Below are 15320 nucleotides of genomic sequence, written 5' to 3' on the forward strand. Positions count from 1 at the left end.
AGACCATGCTAAACGCTCGCTTGTCGCATGACAGGGACCCGCCTAGCGTCGACGTCATGGAACACATCGCATTCATGGGCCTCGGACACATGGGCGCTCCCATGGCACGCCGACTCCTCACCGCGGGTCACTCGTTGACCGTGTGGAACCGCACCCCTGCCAAGGCCGACCCACTGGTCGACCTGGGCGCCGCGCTCGCCACCGACCCGGCCGGGGCGGTCCGCCAAGCCGACGTGGTGATCACGATGCTCGCCGATCCGGCCGCGCTCGACACGGTCGCGGACGCCGTCGTGCCGGCACTGCGCCCCGGCACCCGATGGATCGAGATGTCGACGGTGGGCCCGGACGCCGTACGGAAACTCGCCGAGCGGCTCGGGAGAGCCGTCGTCCTCGTCGACGCGCCCGTCACGGGCAGCACGGACAAGGCGGCGGCCGGGGAACTCGGCATCCTCGCCGGCGGTGACACGGACGGTGTGGAGCACATCCTCGGGCGGCTCGGGAGAATCACCCGCACCGGACCCCTCGGCTCCGGCTCCGCCCTCAAACTCGTTCTGAACGCGGCGGTGATCGGCGGGGTCGCCCTCGTGGCCGAGGCCCTGCGCCTGGCGGACTCACTCGGCGTGGACGGGACCACCGCACGCACCGCCCTCGCCGGCAGCCCGATCGGCGGAGCCGTCGCCCGGGCCTTCGCCGACGGCGTGCACTTCGACACGGCGCTCGCCGTGAAGGACCTGGCCCTCGCCACGGAGACCGCCCGACTGCCGGCCCTGGAGGCCGCGTTGGACCACTACCGCCAGGCTGCCGCCGACCCGGCCCTGGCGTACGCGGACATCTCCGCGGCCGCCGCCCGTATACGCCTTGCCTGAAGGAGCATCGTGAAGGTCGACCTGAGTAGTCCAGCCTCAGCACCCCAGCCCCTCAGTCCCTACTACTCCCAGGTCGCCCGCGTCGAACACGCCGACGGCAGCGCCCTGTTGTTCGTCTCCGGCCAGATCGCGGAGGGCGACACCCTCGCCGAACAGTCGCGGGGTGTGTTCGAGGCGCTCGGCGCGCTGCTCGGGGCGCACGGGGCCACTCTGGCCGACGTCATCAACATTCGGACGTATCTCACGGACATCGGCAAGATCGAGGAGTACGGCGGCGTACGCCGTACGTTCCTCACCGGTACACCGCCGACAAGCATGACCTTCGAGGTGCCGCGCCTGTTCCGGCCGGAGGCCCTCATCGAGATCGAGATCGTGGCGGCGGTCCCGGCGGGCAGGTGATTCCGCCCGGCCGCCTACGAGTCCACTTCAGCGGTAACGGCACCATTCCCGTTACCGGTCCCTGGAGTGGACTCGTAAGGCCGTCCGTCGTCCAGTCGCCCACGTGCGCAACCCGGCCCTCACCGCATGATGACCGGACCCTCCGACCCGTCCGACCTACGCGTGGCATCGAAGCGGCCCGCCGAATGTTTCGGTCCTGCCTGCGAATCATGCGAAAACTATTGACGCCCTCCGCTGAGTTCCTATCATCCAGGTGACCGACATTTCGATGTCTGTTCGACCCACCGAACATGCTGGGTGCAGCCTCGCGCCCGGCAGGGTGCCCCCGGGGCGCGCTGCCTCATGGGAGCCCTCACTCGCACAGTCGGCCGGAAGGAGCGTGCGCCGTGATGGACATGTCATGTACCCCTCAACTTCTTCTCCCCAGTGTCGCGCGCCGCGAGCACCCGTCTGACCGTCCGGGCAGCTCTCTGACGGGGCAGGCCGGAACCGTTCACTCAAGAATGACGAGGTCTCCATGCTTACTAGAAGTCCCAGTAATCCCAGTAGTCCCAGTCGCGGACGCCTGTCGGTGGCAACCACCGCTGTGGTCGCGACTCTGGTCGCGTTGGCGGCGATGCTTGTCGCCGGCCCGGCTCAGGCGGCCAGCACTGGCGCCTTGCGCGGAACAGCTTCGGGCCGGTGTCTCGATGTGCCGGGCGCCGACCAGACCAACGGCACGAACCTCCAGATCTACGACTGCTGGGGCGGGACGAACCAGCAGTGGACACTGACGGACAGCAACCAGCTGACCGTGTACGGCAACAAGTGCCTGGACGTACCGGGCCACGCGACCACGGCCGGCACCCGGGTGCAGATCTGGACCTGCTCCGGCGGTGCGAACCAGCAGTGGCGGGTGAACTCCGACGGCACGGTCGTCGGAGTGGAGTCCGGCTTGTGCCTGGACGTCACGGGCTCCGGCACGGCCAACGGCACGGCGGTGGAGGTCTGGACGTGCAACGGCGGCAGCAACCAGAAGTGGACCGGCCTGTCCGGGACGTCGACCCCGCCGGGGGACGGCACATGTTCTCTTCCGTCGACGTACCGGTGGACCTCGACCGGTGCGTTGGCGCAGCCGGCGAACGGGTGGGCGGCGCTGAAGGACTTCACCAGCGTGACGTACAACGGCAAGCACCTGGTCTACGCGTCGAACGTGTCGGGATCGTCGTACGGCTCGATGACGTTCAGGCCCTTCACCAACTGGTCGGACATGGCGTCGGCCGGTCAGACCGGGATGAGCCAGGCCGCCGTGGCGCCCACGCTGTTCTACTTCGCGCCCAAGAACATCTGGGTGCTGGCGTACCAGTGGGGCGCGTCGGCCTTTGTCTACCGCACTTCGAGCGACCCCACCAACGCCAACGGCTGGTCCTCGCCGCAGCCGCTGTTCACCGGCAGCATCTCCGGCTCCGGCACCGGACCGATCGACCAGACCCTCATCGCCGACGGCCAGAACATGTACCTGTTCTTCGCCGGAGACAACGGCAAGATCTACCGGGCGAGCATGCCGATCGGGAACTTCCCGGGCAGCTTCGGCTCTTCGTACACGACGATCATGAGTGACTCGACCAACAACCTTTTCGAGGCCGTGCAGGTGTACAAGGTGCAGGGTCAGAACCAGTACCTCATGATCGTCGAGGCGATGGGTGCGAACGGGCGCTACTTCCGCTCGTTCACGGCGTCCAGCCTGAGCGGTTCGTGGACGCCGCAGGCGAGCAGCGAGAGCAACCCCTTCGCGGGCAAGGTGAACAGCGGTGCCACCTGGACCAACGACATCAGCCACGGTGACCTGGTCCGCAGCAACCCCGACCAGACGATGACCATCGACCCCTGCAACATGCAATTCCTCTACCAGGGCAAGTCCCCGTCCGCGAGCGGCCCCTACGACCAACTGCCGTGGCGGCCGGGCGTGCTCACCCTCCAGCGCTGAACCCGCCTGATACACGGTGACCGTGATGTGGCTCGGCCTTCCGGCGTGTACGTGAGCTGTTCACGGCCTGGGCGATCCACTCTCTGACCGGTGTCCATCGGGTGCGGCCGCCTCTTCGAAAGCTTCCAAGCTGTGCGGAGGGGGGCAGCACCGAGGGGCAACGATGCCTCAGCCGGATGGCGGTGCGGCGAGTGCGGGAGGCCGTCGAACGAAGGAGATGCCCAGGGGTTCCCGGCCCCGACCTCGCGGCCGGGAGCCCCGCTCATCTGCTGTCGCTCACGTCTGCTTCGCCCGCGGACGGCGGCAGGCAGTGTCGTTCACACCCGGCGTCCACACCCGGAGAGCCACTGCCGACCACTTTCCGTGCGAGAGAGGGGGTCGGCGGCGCGCTGTCGCGGTGGTCTGCTGCTCCTGAGGCATGCTCACCGTGAGTGCCGGCCTGGGGCGCGAGAAGATGGAGAGGCACATCACGCACTCGGCGGTCCGGGCGCGCGCCGGCCTCTGCTCGGCAGGGTTGGAGCACCGGTCCGCGTGTGCATGAGGGCCGTAGCACCGGTCCGCGTGTGCCAGGCAAGGGTCCGCGGGCATGAAAGGGCGGCTGAACGATGAGAGGACGCAGCGTGGGCGATCTGATGACGCCCACCGCGGTGAGTGTGCGGCCGGGCACGCCGTTCAAGGAGATCGCACACGTTCTCGACGAGTACGACATCACCGCCGTTCCCGTGGTCGACGAACAGGACCGGCCTGTCGGGGTGGTGTCCGAGGCGGACCTGCTGCGCAAGCAGACGGCCGTCGGACGGGGGAACACGGCGGAGGATCTGATGACGAGCCCCGCCGTGACCGCCGGGCCCGAGTGGGACGCTGTGCGTGCCGCGCGGACGATGGAGCGGCACGCCGTCAAGCGCCTGCCCGTCGTGGACGGCGAGGGGCGGCTGATCGGTGTGGTCAGCCGCAGCGACCTCGTGCGGCTGTTCCTTCGCCGGGACCGCGCGATCCAGGAGGAGATCCTCGAGGACATCCTCGTACGCACTCTGGGTCTGCCGCCTTCGGCGCTGACGGTAGAGGTCAGCGAAGGCAGGGTCACGCTCAGTGGCACGGTGGAGCGCGAGAGTCTGATCCCGGTCGTCGTACGGTTGTGCGACGGTGTCGATGGCGTGGTGGACGTGGTGAACCGCCTTGAGGCCGGCCGCGACGACTCCGCCGACCGCACCGCCCGGCACGGCCCCCCTTCGGCGGTCCCGCCGAACCGGGGAGTCGACGGCGCCGGACAGTGAGCGCCGGCCGTCCTGGACGTGCGGCAGCCGGCACGCACGAGCCCCCCGCTCACCCGCACCGCACCGCACCGCTCCGCCCCGGCCGGCCGCCGTCGGTCTTCTGCGACGTGATCCGACCGGGCAGGTCCTGGTACGGCTCCATGCAGGGGCGGCGAAGGACCGGGGCCCGACTGTCTGCGAGCGGGCGAATGGTCGCCGGCGCCTGGGCGGCCGCCGTTCGCAGCGAGCTGCTCGTGCCCATCCCGACGGCTTCCGGCCAGGGGGTCTGCGTGGCGGCCACCGGCGCGGCCACGTCACGGTCCGCGTCGGACGCCCCAGGGGCGCGGGTGGTGAGGTGGGAGGCCGTCGCTCAGCCCGGGCGTGGCAGAGTGCGGTGCCCCGGGGCGGCGCGTGTCCGCTCGGGCCATGCCAGGGTGGCTTCCCGCCGGGGCGTGTCGCGCCAGGCGGCGGCGAGGTCCACGGTGAGGCGGGGGACAGCCGGGTCGCCGCGCGATCGAGCAGGGCCCCGTACGTCCAGTCGGTCCACTCCGGCCAGTGGAGCCCCTCGCCGTATCCGGCGGACGCCGACGCCCCGGCCGGCATGCCCGCCGACTGCTTGCGGAGGCGGTCGCTGCTGAGCAGCGGCGCGCGGGTGGTGCACGGCCGTGGTGATCAGTCGCCGCGCGGCTGCCTCCGCGGCGGGTGCGCCTCGACGTACTTGGACCAAGGAGGCCGCGCGCCCCGGCCCGCACGGTGATCGGCGCGCCGGGGCCGTCCGCCGTCCTGCTCCCACCCAGCGCGCCGGAAGGGCCGAAACACGGTCAACCCGCCCGGGGGGACGGAATACTTGAGTCTTCTCTCATGTGCGGGCGAAGGGGAGCGGACCGGTGAACTCTGCCGTAGGAACGGACCGTCGGGGCGAGCGGCATGCGGTCGTCGTGGGCGGGAGCCTCGCGGGGCTCCTGGCGGCGCATGTGCTGGTCGGCCACGCCGACCGGGTGACCATCGTCGAGCGCGACCATTTCCCGGAAGGCCCCGAGCCACGGTCCGGGGTACCGCAGGGCCGCCATCCCCATGTGCTGCTCCAGGGCGGGCAGGCGGCCATGGAGTCGCTGCTGCCGGGCTTCCTGGCGGAGTTGCGGGACGCGGGCGCGCCCTTGGTGGGCATGCCCTCGGACCTGGTGCTCTGGCAGGACGGCCGCTGGTTTCGCCGGACGTCCGCCACCACCCACATCTACACCGGCTCCCGGGCGCAACTGGAAGAGCTGGTCCGGCGTCGGGTTCTGGCCAACCCGCTGATCAGTACGGTGGAGGGGGCCGACGTCGTCGGTCTGCTCGGGGACGCATCGCGGGTGCGGGGCGTGCTGCTGCGCGAGCGCTCCGGGGACGCGGGCGCGCAACCCCACCCGCTGGAGGCCGACTTGGTCGTCGACGCCACCGGCGCCGGCACCAAGGCCCCTCAGTGGCTCGCGGCGATCGGCGCCACCGCTCCGCACGAGGAGAGGCTCGACACCGGGCTCGCCTACGCCTCCCGGATCTACCGCGGCCGCAGCGGTGTCCTCGACGGTGAGACCGTCGGCTACTACGTCTATCCCGGCCCCTCCCAGCACCACGGCGGCGGCGCCCTGCCCCTGGAGGACGGCAGCCATCTGGTGATCGTCTCGGGGCTGCGCGGCGACGAACCGCCCACCGGCGACGACGAGTTCGTGGCATACGCCAAGCGGCTGGCCCATCCGCTGCTGGACCGCTGGATGGCCGAGGCGGAACCGCTCACCCCGGCGTTCGGCTACCGGCGCACCGCCAACGTCCGCCGCCGCTATGACCTGCCCGGCCACCCGGCGGGCTTCCTGGCCACCGGCGACGCCCTGTGCACCTTCAACCCGATCTACGGCCAGGGCATGGCGGTGGCCGCGATGAGCGCGGTCGCCCTGCGGGACGCCCTCGCCGATCGGCGCCGCACGCCATCGACGCGGCGCGTGCAGCGGGCGCTGGTCGCGGCATCCCGGCAGGCCTGGGACATCTCCGCCGGGGCGGACCGCGCGATGCCCGGTGCGACCGGCAACGCCCTCGACGGCGGCCCCGGGGACCGGGTCGCGGGCTGGTATCTGCGCCGGGTCCGGGAGCGTGCCCCGGGTGACCCGGTCGTGGACCGTGCGTTCCGTGCCGTACTGACCCTCTCCGAGCCGGTCGCCGCGCTGTTCGCACCGCCGGTGGCACGGGCCGTCCTCTTCACCCGCCCGGCACCGACCCCGGTGGAGCCGCCCGCGGAACCGGAGGAACCCGGGGTCTGACAGCAGATCGCGGAGGCCACGTACGGCCCACGGGTCCAGATCCCTGTGGGGTCGTCGAGGGTGGCCGGTGGCCTGGGAACAGGGCTCCCCGGGAGAACGTGGCCGGGGGAGCATCGGCGGCGGGATCAATCAATGATGTGCGGATCGACGTCGGGCCGGCCGTGCCCGCCTCCCTCGATGCCTGACGCGAGGCAGCGTCCTGACCCGCGGATACACCGCGACCTGCCGTCAGCCGTTCAGCGGGCCTCGATGAGCCAGGTACTGCGCATGATCCTGTGGCGAAGATCCTGCATCGTACGAGGCGGACGCTACGTACCATCCGACGCAACGGCCCCGTACCGGTCGAGGGCGGCCGCCCGCTGACGCGGCTCGGCGGCTCGCTGGCTCAGTCCTCGGCGACGCGGATGATCGTCTTGCCGGGAGTCCGCTTGTCCGGGGTGAAGGCGGCGACCGCCTCGTCGAGCGGCCGCACGTCACCAATGATCGGCCTGAGGCGTCCCTCCCGTACCCGCTGGGCAAGGTCGCTCAGGCGGACGCGGTCGGGTTCGACGACGAAGAAGACAACCCGTCCGTCGTGGGGACGGACGCTGACGGGCTCGGCGATGGTGACCAGGGTGCCGCCGGGGCGGACCAGAGCGGTGGAGCGCTCCAGGATTTCGCCGCCGATCACGTCGAACACCACGTCGACATCGCCGATGTCCTCCAGCTTCTCGGCCTGGAGATCGACGAAGGCGTGAGCGCCCAGTTCGATCGCGGTGTCGCGATCGCCGGCGCGTCCGGTGCCGATGACCCATGCACCGGCCGCGCGGGCCAGCTGCACGGCGATCGAGCCGACGCCGCCCGCGGCGCCGTGGATGAGAACGCTCTGCCCGGTTTGGAGGTGAGCATGGTCGAAGAGCGCCTGCCAGGCGGTGAGTCCGGAGATCGGCAGCGCGGCGGCCGTGACGTGGTCGACATCGGCGGGGAGCGGAGCGAGATTGCGGGCCTCGACCGCGGTGTACTGGGCCAGGGTGCCATTGCGCGCCCAGTCGGTCAGGCCGTCCACGCGCTGCCCGACGGACAGGCCGGTGGTGCCGTAGCCGAGTTCGGTGACGACGCCCGACAGTTCGTGGCCGGGCACACTCGGCGTCCGGTCGTGTCCGGCCCGGTCGGTCCAGGTGCCGGGCCAGTCCAGTTCGCCCGGCGTGAAACCCGCGGCGTGAACCTTCACGATGACGTCGTTCTCCGCGGCGTGCGGATGGGGCAGCTCTGTGAGGGCGAGGCCGCTGGCACCGGCTTCGCGGTCCTGGACAGTGGTGGCTTGCATAAGGGTCCCTCCGAGGTACGGGAGGCGGGAACTGGCGGCACCACGATGGTCGCCTTCGACCTCAGGATCCAGGCAGGTCAAGCGCGTGGGCCATTCCTTTCCGCTCCGAGTGGGCCATTCGCGTGGAGCCATCCCGACTGGCTGGCCTCGCTGGCGGTCGAAGCCCTGCGCGGCATCGCCCCACGTCAGTCCAGCGCCCGCCACGACTACGGCGTCCGCACCTCGGCCTACTCGCTGCCCGTCTCACCCGGAAGCGCCCAGCACCTCCTCGGCGGGGAAGCGGGATGCATTGCCGCCGGCCGGGCCCCGGCAATGACCCCTGCTCCTCGTCCTCCGCACTCTGCTCCCGGCCGCCACTGTCCGCCTGTGCTCCGACCGGCAGTGCGCACCCCTTGGACGGCGCAGACGTTCGCAGTGCCCTCTTCGACCTCGTCGCAGATCAGCCCGAATCAGAGCCGGGAGGCCCGGCTCGTCCCCGAGGCCGCCGTGGACCGGGTGCGGGGCACGGACACGCCGGGCCTCATCTGCCCGGCCGCCCTCTCGAGTGATGTGTCACCGGTCCCGAGCGCGTCCCAACCGCGCGTGGTCCCCGCCACCGTGCGGGTCATGACCATCACCCGGTTCGGTATCCGCCGTACAGGGAAGCGGGCTTCCCTCGGCACAAGTGCTTCCACCAAGGACCGCACACATTCAGTGCGAAGACCGTGGAACAGGGAACGGAAGTTGCCGGCAGGCAGGGCTTTGACCGGGCGAACGGCATGGAGCTCGGAGCCGCGGAGGACCCCGGCGGGCTTCCCCGGGGTCCTCCGCACGAGGTGATGCTCCTCGTTGAAGTGGAGCCGGGCCGGAAAGGGTGACGTGATCTGTCACTTTTGGAGTGCATGGTGAAGGACATGAGTAAGGACAACTCCTCCCAGAACGTCACCCGCAACGCTTCCCGGGAAGGCTCGCTCGCGAGCCGGATCGCCCTCGTGGCTGGGGCTACCCGCGGTGCCGGGCGTGCCCAGGCCGTCGAGCTCGGCCGCGCCGGCGCCACCGTCTACGTCACCGGACGCACCACCCGCACTCAGGCCAGCGAGGTCGGCCGGACCACGGAGACCATCGAGGAGACCGCGGAACTCGTCACTGCGGCAGGCGGCACGGGCATCGCAGTTCCCACCGACCACCTCGAAGAGGACCGGGTCCGCGCCCTCGTCCAGCAGATCGACCAGGAGCAGGGGCGGCTCGACATCCTCGTCAACGACCTCTGGGGCGGCGAGCATCTCCTCGTCGCCTCGGTCTTCGGCAAGAAGAGCTGGGAGACTCCGCTCGCCGACGGCCTGCGCATCCTGGACCTCGGAGTCCGCTCGCACGTGATCACCGCGGCGCTCGTACTGCCGCTCCTGATCCGCTCGGACGCCCCGCTGCTGGTGGAGGTCACCGACGGTACCGCGGTCTCCAACCGTCACTACCGCGAGAACATGTACTACGACCTCGCCAAGAACGCCCCGATCCGGCTGGCCTTCGGGCTGGGCCAGGAACTGGCGAAGTACGGGGGTACCGCTGTCGCCGTCTCGCCGGGGTTCCTGCGGTCGGAGCAGATGCTCGCCCACTTCGGTGTGACCGAGGAGAACTGGCGCGACGCCATCACCCAGCAACCGGCCTTCGCGATCGCCGAGTCCCCTTACTACCTCGCCCGCACGCTTGCGGCCCTGGCCGCCGACCCCGACCGGGCCGAGCGCTGGAACGGCAAGTCCACCTCCAGCGGGGAACTCGCCAGGATCTACGGTGTCCGGGATGTGGACGGCAGCCAGCCGGACTCCTGGGCGTATTTCGAGGACGTCATCCACGGAGGGAAGGACGCACCGGCGGACGCCTACCGCTGATTCTCCGGCTGCGGTTCGTACAGGGCGGCAAGGGCCAGTGCGCGCTCGCGAAAGCGGGCGCGCAGGCCCGCCGGGGCCAGCACCTCCACGTCCGCGCCCAGCCTGCTCAGCTGGTCGAACGCGACGTCCTGCGACTCCGTCGGCAGGTCGAGCGTCACCAGCCCGGTGGCGTCCGGCCCGCTCGCACCGGCCAGCGCCTCCTCGATGCCGGCCTCGTCCGCCACGGCGGGCAGGCGGCGCAGACCCTGTTCCGTCAGGCGCACGGTGACGGTCGTGCGCAGCAGCGCCCGGGCGAACCCGGCCGCGTGTGACTCCCAGTGGGTGCCCAGGTCGAAAGCCGCATCGCGTACGAACGGCTCCTGCGTACCGGGAGCGAGTGCCGTGACGCGGTCCACGCGGTAGGTACGCCAGGCCTTGTCACGGCCGGCCTCCCCGCCCGGGAGCCGGCCCACGAGGTACCAGACGCCTGCCTTCAGGACGAGCCCGTACGGCTCCACCGCACGGGACACCGTGGAGGGCGGCGCGCTGTCGCGGCCCGGCCGCGCATAGGTCAGCTCTATGGTGCGGTCGGACCACACGGCGCGGGCCAGCTCCGGCAGCAGCTCAGGCGTGGACGGCTCCCGGAACCAGGCCGGCGCGTCGAGATGGAACCGGCGTACCGACGACTCGGCCGCCGCCCGCACCGACGGCAGCAGGGTGGCCGTCAGTTTCAGACGGGCGGTGTCCGCCGCGTCCGACAATCCCAGATCCTGCAGGGCCGTGGGCAGACCGGAGAGGAACAGCGTCTCCGCCTCCGTGGGGTGCAGCGTGGTGAGCCGGGTCCGGTAGCCCGGCGCCAAGTGGTAGCCGCCCGCCCGGCCGCGCTCCGACCGGACGGGAATGCCGGCTGCCTGCAACGCCTGGACATCGCGGATCACGGTGCGCTCGGAGACGTCCAGTTCGCGGGCGAGAGCGGCGCCGTTCAGGCCCGGGCTCAACTGGATGAGGAGGGCCATGCGGATCAGGCGGGCGGCACGCATGGCCCAATGATCGCGGACCCGGCGTCCTGGAACCCGTCCCCGGCCGCATTCCGGGACGATGCAACCGCAACCGCAACCGCAACCGCAACCGCGCCTTGAGCCGGCATCACCGCTCCGGCCCTCGGGGTGTGCCCGTCAGGAACTTGACCGGGTGCCGCTTCGACGGAGGATGGGGGACGAGAGCGGGCCTGCGTGGTGAAGTGCGGGCCTTTGATGACTCCGACAGCAGGGAGTGTTTCCTCCGATGACCCCACAGCCCGCACGCGCTGAGTGCAGCGGTCCCGAGACCGCCTCGGCCATGGATGTCGCGCCGTTCAAGCTTCCTCTCGTCAAAGCGGTGTTCAGGGACGTGACTCCGATGCACGTGTCTCGGTCGGCCGCGTGGGCCGCCGCGTCGGTGACGCGGACCGTGCTGACGCAGATCATCGGCGGTGCGACGGAGGCGGCGGAGGAGGAGGCCCGGAAGAAGCTGATTCCCGGGGACCTTCTCTCGGCGATCGATCGGAACGTCGAGCTAGAGGTGGGTGGCAAGTGGTACGACCACAGCCCGACGTTCCGAGGCCTGACCGGTGTCCGGTACGACGCCGAGGGTGTCCTTGTGCCTCCCCGTAGGCGCAGCGGATCGCGCAAGCCGAGTGCTGTGGTCGGCGCCCACAGGTTCGAGGCCGGGGTCAAGAAGCTGCTGCGGAGCCAGGGGGCGACGGCCGTGCCGGCGATGGTCCGTGACCTGGACGGAATCGCGAGTGCGTTCCTGACGGACCTCGCCCGGGACGCGGCCATGGTCGTCCGCGAGGGCGGCGTCAAACGTTTCGGCACGGTCGCCCTGGCGATGCCGGGCGAACCGGCCTCATCCCCGTTCCGCGAGGATTCCGTCCGGGCCCCGTCCGCCCGCACGGGGGACCGGCGGACCATCGGCAGGGACGACATCTTGGCCGCGACCACGATTCAGTTGTTCGGCGGGACCCTCAGACAGCGAGCCCTCACCGAAGCACGCGAGGCGACACAGAACACTTAGAGCGGTTGCCTGCGTGGAGGTGCGTGAGATCATCCGCGCATGAGCGGCGACCTGGAAGTAAGTGCTCTGGCGATCAACGTCGTGATCCCGCAGGAGCTCCGCTGGACGGACACTCGACGCGGTGAAGCGTTCACGCTGACCACACTCAACGTCAGGCTTCTCCCGGACGGTCACCTCGCAGTGAAGGCTTATGGCAGACCAGTCGGTGGTGGCCGGGGCGCCTATGTCTCGTTCCCTGTGCCCGACAGACCCGAACTGGCGTCCCTGGTCTCCGAGGCTGCCGGTCGCGCCGGGGCACTGTGGGCCGCCCACCGTGGGCTCGGTTGACCTCAGGGCACGTATCGAGCGCTGATCGATGTCGCGGCGGGCTCACCACGGGCAGATGAGAAGCGTGCGCTGTCAGCGGTGTTGCGTAGGGTCTGCCTATGGATGATCGGAGTGCGGGAGACGTACGGCAGGCGTGGGACCGGGTAACCGCGTGGCTTGAGCATCAGGCCCGTGACGTTTTCGTCGCTCTCGGCGGCCGGGGGAGTCAGGTGGCCATCCGCGAAGCCGAACTGCGCATGGGCCTGAGTCTGCCGGAGCAGGTGCGGCAGTGGCTTCTGGCGAACGACGTCGATGCCGGCCGGCAACCTCCCAGCGGATCGGCTCTGGTGGCGCTGGGGTGCCCTGGTGTCATTCCCGGCGGCGGACTTCTTCTGGGCCTTGTGGACATCGAGCGTGTCTACTTCCACAAGATGGCCATGGAAGAGATGTTACCGTCCGGAGGCACCGACTGCCCTTCCTGGCGCAGGGAATGGGTGCCGATCGTCTCGGAACGCGACGGCTTCCACGGGAAATTCGTGAACACGAACACCGGAACCGTGGGGGCCTGGAGCGAGCAGTCCTCCCCTGAAGACAACGAGTACGCCTCGTTGTCCGCTTTCTTCCAGGATGTAGCCGACCAACTGGAGGGAGTGTCCTCAGGTGCCTGGAGCGGACCTGGCGGAGCCCGAAGGCTTGCCCCCCGTCCGGAGGATGACCCCGTACGTTTCTGGGCTCGTGCGAACGGCTACCTCGTCAGTGAGCGCGGACGTGTCCCCGCGGCTGTCCGCGAGGCGTACGAGGCATCACGGTGAGCGCCGGGTCCGCTCACGTGCCGGGGTGCTCCGGCAGGGCGAGCCAGTCCGACCAGGAGATCGCGCGTCCGATGAAGCGCGGCTGCTCGAACGGCCAGTCGGCGGCGATCCACTGCGGCACCAGCGCGTCGAGGACCTGCTCGACCGTGCTGCCCACCAGCTCGTCCACCACCCACCAGGAGATTTCGCCGTCGGCGCCGGCTTTCTCCGGTGGGTCGATGTAGACGCAGCCGAGCAGAGCTGTCTCCGCGGTATCGAACAGCGCGTAGTTGAAGGACTGGTGTGCGGCGATCTCCTTCTCGTGCCGCAGCAGGTCGGCCTGGTCGGCTTCGTAGGTCATGGTGGCCGCCGGCCAGCCCCAGGCCGGGCCGAAAATGGTCCACAGCCGCTCGCGTGAGCCCATCACCGCCGGATAGTCGAGCGGGGTGTCCGCCTCCCGGATCGGCCGCAGGTGATGACCACCTCCCGGCAGCGGTACCAGGACGGGGTGGACGAAGTCATCGGGAAGCCAGCTCATGGCGCCCGACCGTAGCAGCGCGCGGCCGTCCGATCCCCTGAATTTTTCCCGTATACCGCCAGGCCCTGCTCCCGCGCCGGGCAGGGCAGAGCCCGGCGGTGGCCCGATCGGGACTCCCGTCGGGCCGGCAGACTCCATGCCCGGTGGGGCAACCGGCTTCTCGGCGTGCGCGGCTGCCGGGCGATCGCGAGAGGCTGGGCCGCGGTACCAGAACGGCGTCCGCCTCCGCGATCCGCGACGGTGAGCCGCCGACGGCGGTCTGGCCGCATACACGGCCGGCACCCGCACGTACAAGCCCCCTGCCATTTCAGCGGATCGCCGTGTGGTCCCGTGGCCCGGGGACGCATGGGGAAGCGGCCGGGACGGCACCGACTACGACGCCCGGCACATGCCCAGCGCGGTTCGCGCCAGCCGGCGCAGCCAGGCGTGGGCGTGATCGGTGTCGTACCGCTGATGCCACGACAGGTACACCGGTGCCGACGGCAGTTCGAAGGGGAGGGGGAGCACGACCAGGCCGAGGTCGGCGACCGCTGACCGCGTGGTGGCCTCGGGGACGCTGATCAGGACATCGGAGCCGCGTGCGAACTCCAGCGCGGCCGCTTCCGTGGGCGCGGTCGCCACCACGCGGCGGATGAGGCCGAGCCGCGCGAGGGCGTCGTCGATGGCATTGCTGAGGTTTCCGCGTCGCGAGACGGTGACGTGCTCAGCGGCGGCGTACCGCTTCGCGGTGACGGTCTTGACGCGGGTGAGGGGGTGCCCCTGCCTCACGACGGTGACGAGGCGGGTCTCGCCCACGTTCTCGGCACGGATGTCCGGTGCGCTCGGGCGGTTGGCGTTCGCCTCCAGGTCGACCTCGCCGCGCCGCAGCTCGGCGGAGTCGGTGTTCGATTCCGCGACGAAGCGCAGCCGTACGCCCGGCGCCTGTTCGCGCACGGCGGCGAGCAGTGCGGGTCCGCTCAAGGCGACGAGGGAATCGTGCCAGCGAAGTGTGAAGGTGCGCTCCAGCGTTGCCAGGTCGAGTTCCCGGCTCGGTGCCAGCACCCCCTGGACCTGGTGCAGCAGCTCATGCACCTGTTCCCGGACGGCGATCGCATACGGCGTCGGGGTCATCGTGCGGCCGGTGCGCACCAGAATCTGATCCCCGGTCGTGCGCCTGATCCGGCCCAGACTGCGGCTCATCGCGGGGGCGGTGACATGAAGTCGGGCCGCCGCCCCGGTCACGCTGCCCTCCTCCAACAGCGCGTCGAGCGCGGCGAGCAGGTTCAAATCTAATTGCATGCGAGTAATTCTATCCGTGCTTGACATGCATTTGAAGTTAACCGTAGGGCTGCATACCGTTGAGGCGAAAGCGCAGGCAGCACCGCGCGGTTCGGCCCCCGACCGGCCGCAGCACCCCTCCTCAGACTGGAATACACCCATGTCCGAAACGCTTGTGACCACTGATGTCGTCGCCTCCGACGCCGACCTGCTCGCCCGGACCGTGATCGCCGTACGTGAGGCGGGTTCGGCGCTGCGCGAGCGCTTCGGCGAGTTGGTCCGCTACCAGAACCGCGACGAGCTGATGAGTGCGCTCGCCGTCAACGACGACGTGGCTCTCGACATCCTGCGCCCCCGTCTCACGCGCCTGCGCCCGGAGGCCGGCTGGGTGGAGGACGAACTGGACGGCGGGGCGCTGCCGGCCGGCGAGTGGTGGGTCGTGGATCCG

At 70.4% G+C, this 15320-nt stretch carries 13 protein-coding genes and 1 pseudogene; 10 read left to right on the forward strand and 4 right to left on the reverse strand.

Annotated features, from left to right (window positions below; genetic code table 11):
- Positions 1-56 precede the first annotated feature (56 nt).
- From ACFY93_RS33045 to ACFY93_RS33065, 5 genes are all read left to right on the forward strand, one after another.
- Positions 57-866, forward strand: a complete 810-nt coding sequence (locus ACFY93_RS33045; protein ID WP_391365610.1) for an NAD(P)-binding domain-containing protein — start codon at positions 57-59, stop codon at positions 864-866.
- 9 nt (positions 867-875) lie between these two features.
- A complete protein-coding gene (locus tag ACFY93_RS33050) occupies positions 876-1265 on the forward strand; it encodes a Rid family hydrolase (RefSeq protein WP_391365611.1) in 390 nt (129 codons plus the stop codon).
- A gap of 517 nt (positions 1266-1782) precedes the next feature.
- Positions 1783-3231, forward strand: a complete 1449-nt coding sequence (locus ACFY93_RS33055; RefSeq protein ID WP_391365612.1) for a non-reducing end alpha-L-arabinofuranosidase family hydrolase — start codon at positions 1783-1785, stop codon at positions 3229-3231.
- A 605-nt stretch (positions 3232-3836) separates the two neighbouring features.
- Positions 3837-4505 (forward strand): CBS domain-containing protein, encoded by a 669-nt coding sequence (locus tag ACFY93_RS33060; RefSeq protein WP_391365613.1) that lies wholly within the window; start codon positions 3837-3839, stop codon positions 4503-4505.
- A gap of 866 nt (positions 4506-5371) precedes the next feature.
- Positions 5372-6775, forward strand: coding sequence for an FAD-dependent monooxygenase (locus ACFY93_RS33065; protein ID WP_391365614.1), 1404 nt, complete (start codon positions 5372-5374; stop codon positions 6773-6775).
- A gap of 385 nt (positions 6776-7160) precedes the next feature.
- On the opposite strand, the gene ACFY93_RS33070 is transcribed toward ACFY93_RS33065, so the two are convergent.
- Entirely contained in the window at positions 7161-8081 is a 921-nt protein-coding gene (locus ACFY93_RS33070) for a zinc-binding dehydrogenase (protein WP_391365615.1), read from the reverse strand.
- A gap of 893 nt (positions 8082-8974) precedes the next feature.
- Here ACFY93_RS33070 and ACFY93_RS33075 point away from each other — a divergent pair.
- On the forward strand, positions 8975-9946 hold the full coding sequence (locus ACFY93_RS33075) for an SDR family oxidoreductase (RefSeq protein WP_391365616.1): 972 nt from the start codon (positions 8975-8977) through the stop codon (positions 9944-9946).
- Here the strand turns inward: ACFY93_RS33075 and ACFY93_RS33080 are convergent.
- Complete coding sequence (locus ACFY93_RS33080; protein WP_391365617.1) at positions 9937-10965, reverse strand: WYL domain-containing protein; 1029 nt, start codon at positions 10963-10965, stop codon at positions 9937-9939. The genes ACFY93_RS33075 and ACFY93_RS33080 overlap by 10 nt on opposite strands.
- A 244-nt stretch (positions 10966-11209) precedes the next feature.
- On the opposite strand from ACFY93_RS33080, the gene ACFY93_RS33085 reads away from it, so the two are divergent.
- From ACFY93_RS33085 to ACFY93_RS33095, 3 genes are all read left to right on the forward strand, one after another.
- The gene (locus ACFY93_RS33085; protein ID WP_391365618.1) at positions 11210-11980 is read left to right on the forward strand and encodes a hypothetical protein; all 771 of its coding nucleotides are present in this window, start codon (positions 11210-11212) and stop codon (positions 11978-11980) included.
- A 39-nt stretch (positions 11981-12019) separates the two neighbouring features.
- Entirely contained in the window at positions 12020-12307 is a 288-nt protein-coding gene (locus ACFY93_RS33090) for a hypothetical protein (protein ID WP_391365619.1), read from the forward strand.
- A gap of 209 nt (positions 12308-12516) precedes the next feature.
- Positions 12517-13098 carry a histone-like nucleoid-structuring protein Lsr2 gene (locus ACFY93_RS33095; RefSeq protein ID WP_391365620.1) on the forward strand — a complete coding sequence of 194 codons (582 nt, stop codon included), beginning with the start codon at positions 12517-12519 and terminating at the stop codon, positions 13096-13098.
- Positions 13099-13111: 13 nt separating this feature from the next.
- On the opposite strand, the gene ACFY93_RS33100 is transcribed toward ACFY93_RS33095, so the two are convergent.
- Together ACFY93_RS33100 and ACFY93_RS33105 are read right to left on the reverse strand one after the other, a co-directional pair.
- Positions 13112-13615 (reverse strand): N-acetyltransferase, encoded by a 504-nt coding sequence (locus ACFY93_RS33100; RefSeq protein ID WP_391365621.1) that lies wholly within the window; start codon positions 13613-13615, stop codon positions 13112-13114.
- 372 nt (positions 13616-13987) lie between these two features.
- Positions 13988-14893: a LysR substrate-binding domain-containing protein gene (locus ACFY93_RS33105; protein ID WP_391365622.1), complete on the reverse strand. Its 906-nt coding sequence runs from the start codon at positions 14891-14893 to the stop codon at positions 13988-13990.
- A 139-nt stretch (positions 14894-15032) separates the two neighbouring features.
- Between ACFY93_RS33105 and ACFY93_RS33110 the strand changes: the two are divergent.
- Positions 15033-15320, forward strand: a pseudogene (locus ACFY93_RS33110) (3'(2'),5'-bisphosphate nucleotidase CysQ); the annotation flags it as partial.

This window comes from Streptomyces sp. NPDC008313 (assembly GCF_042956125.1).
Lineage (GTDB): Bacteria > Actinomycetota > Actinomycetes > Streptomycetales > Streptomycetaceae > Streptomyces.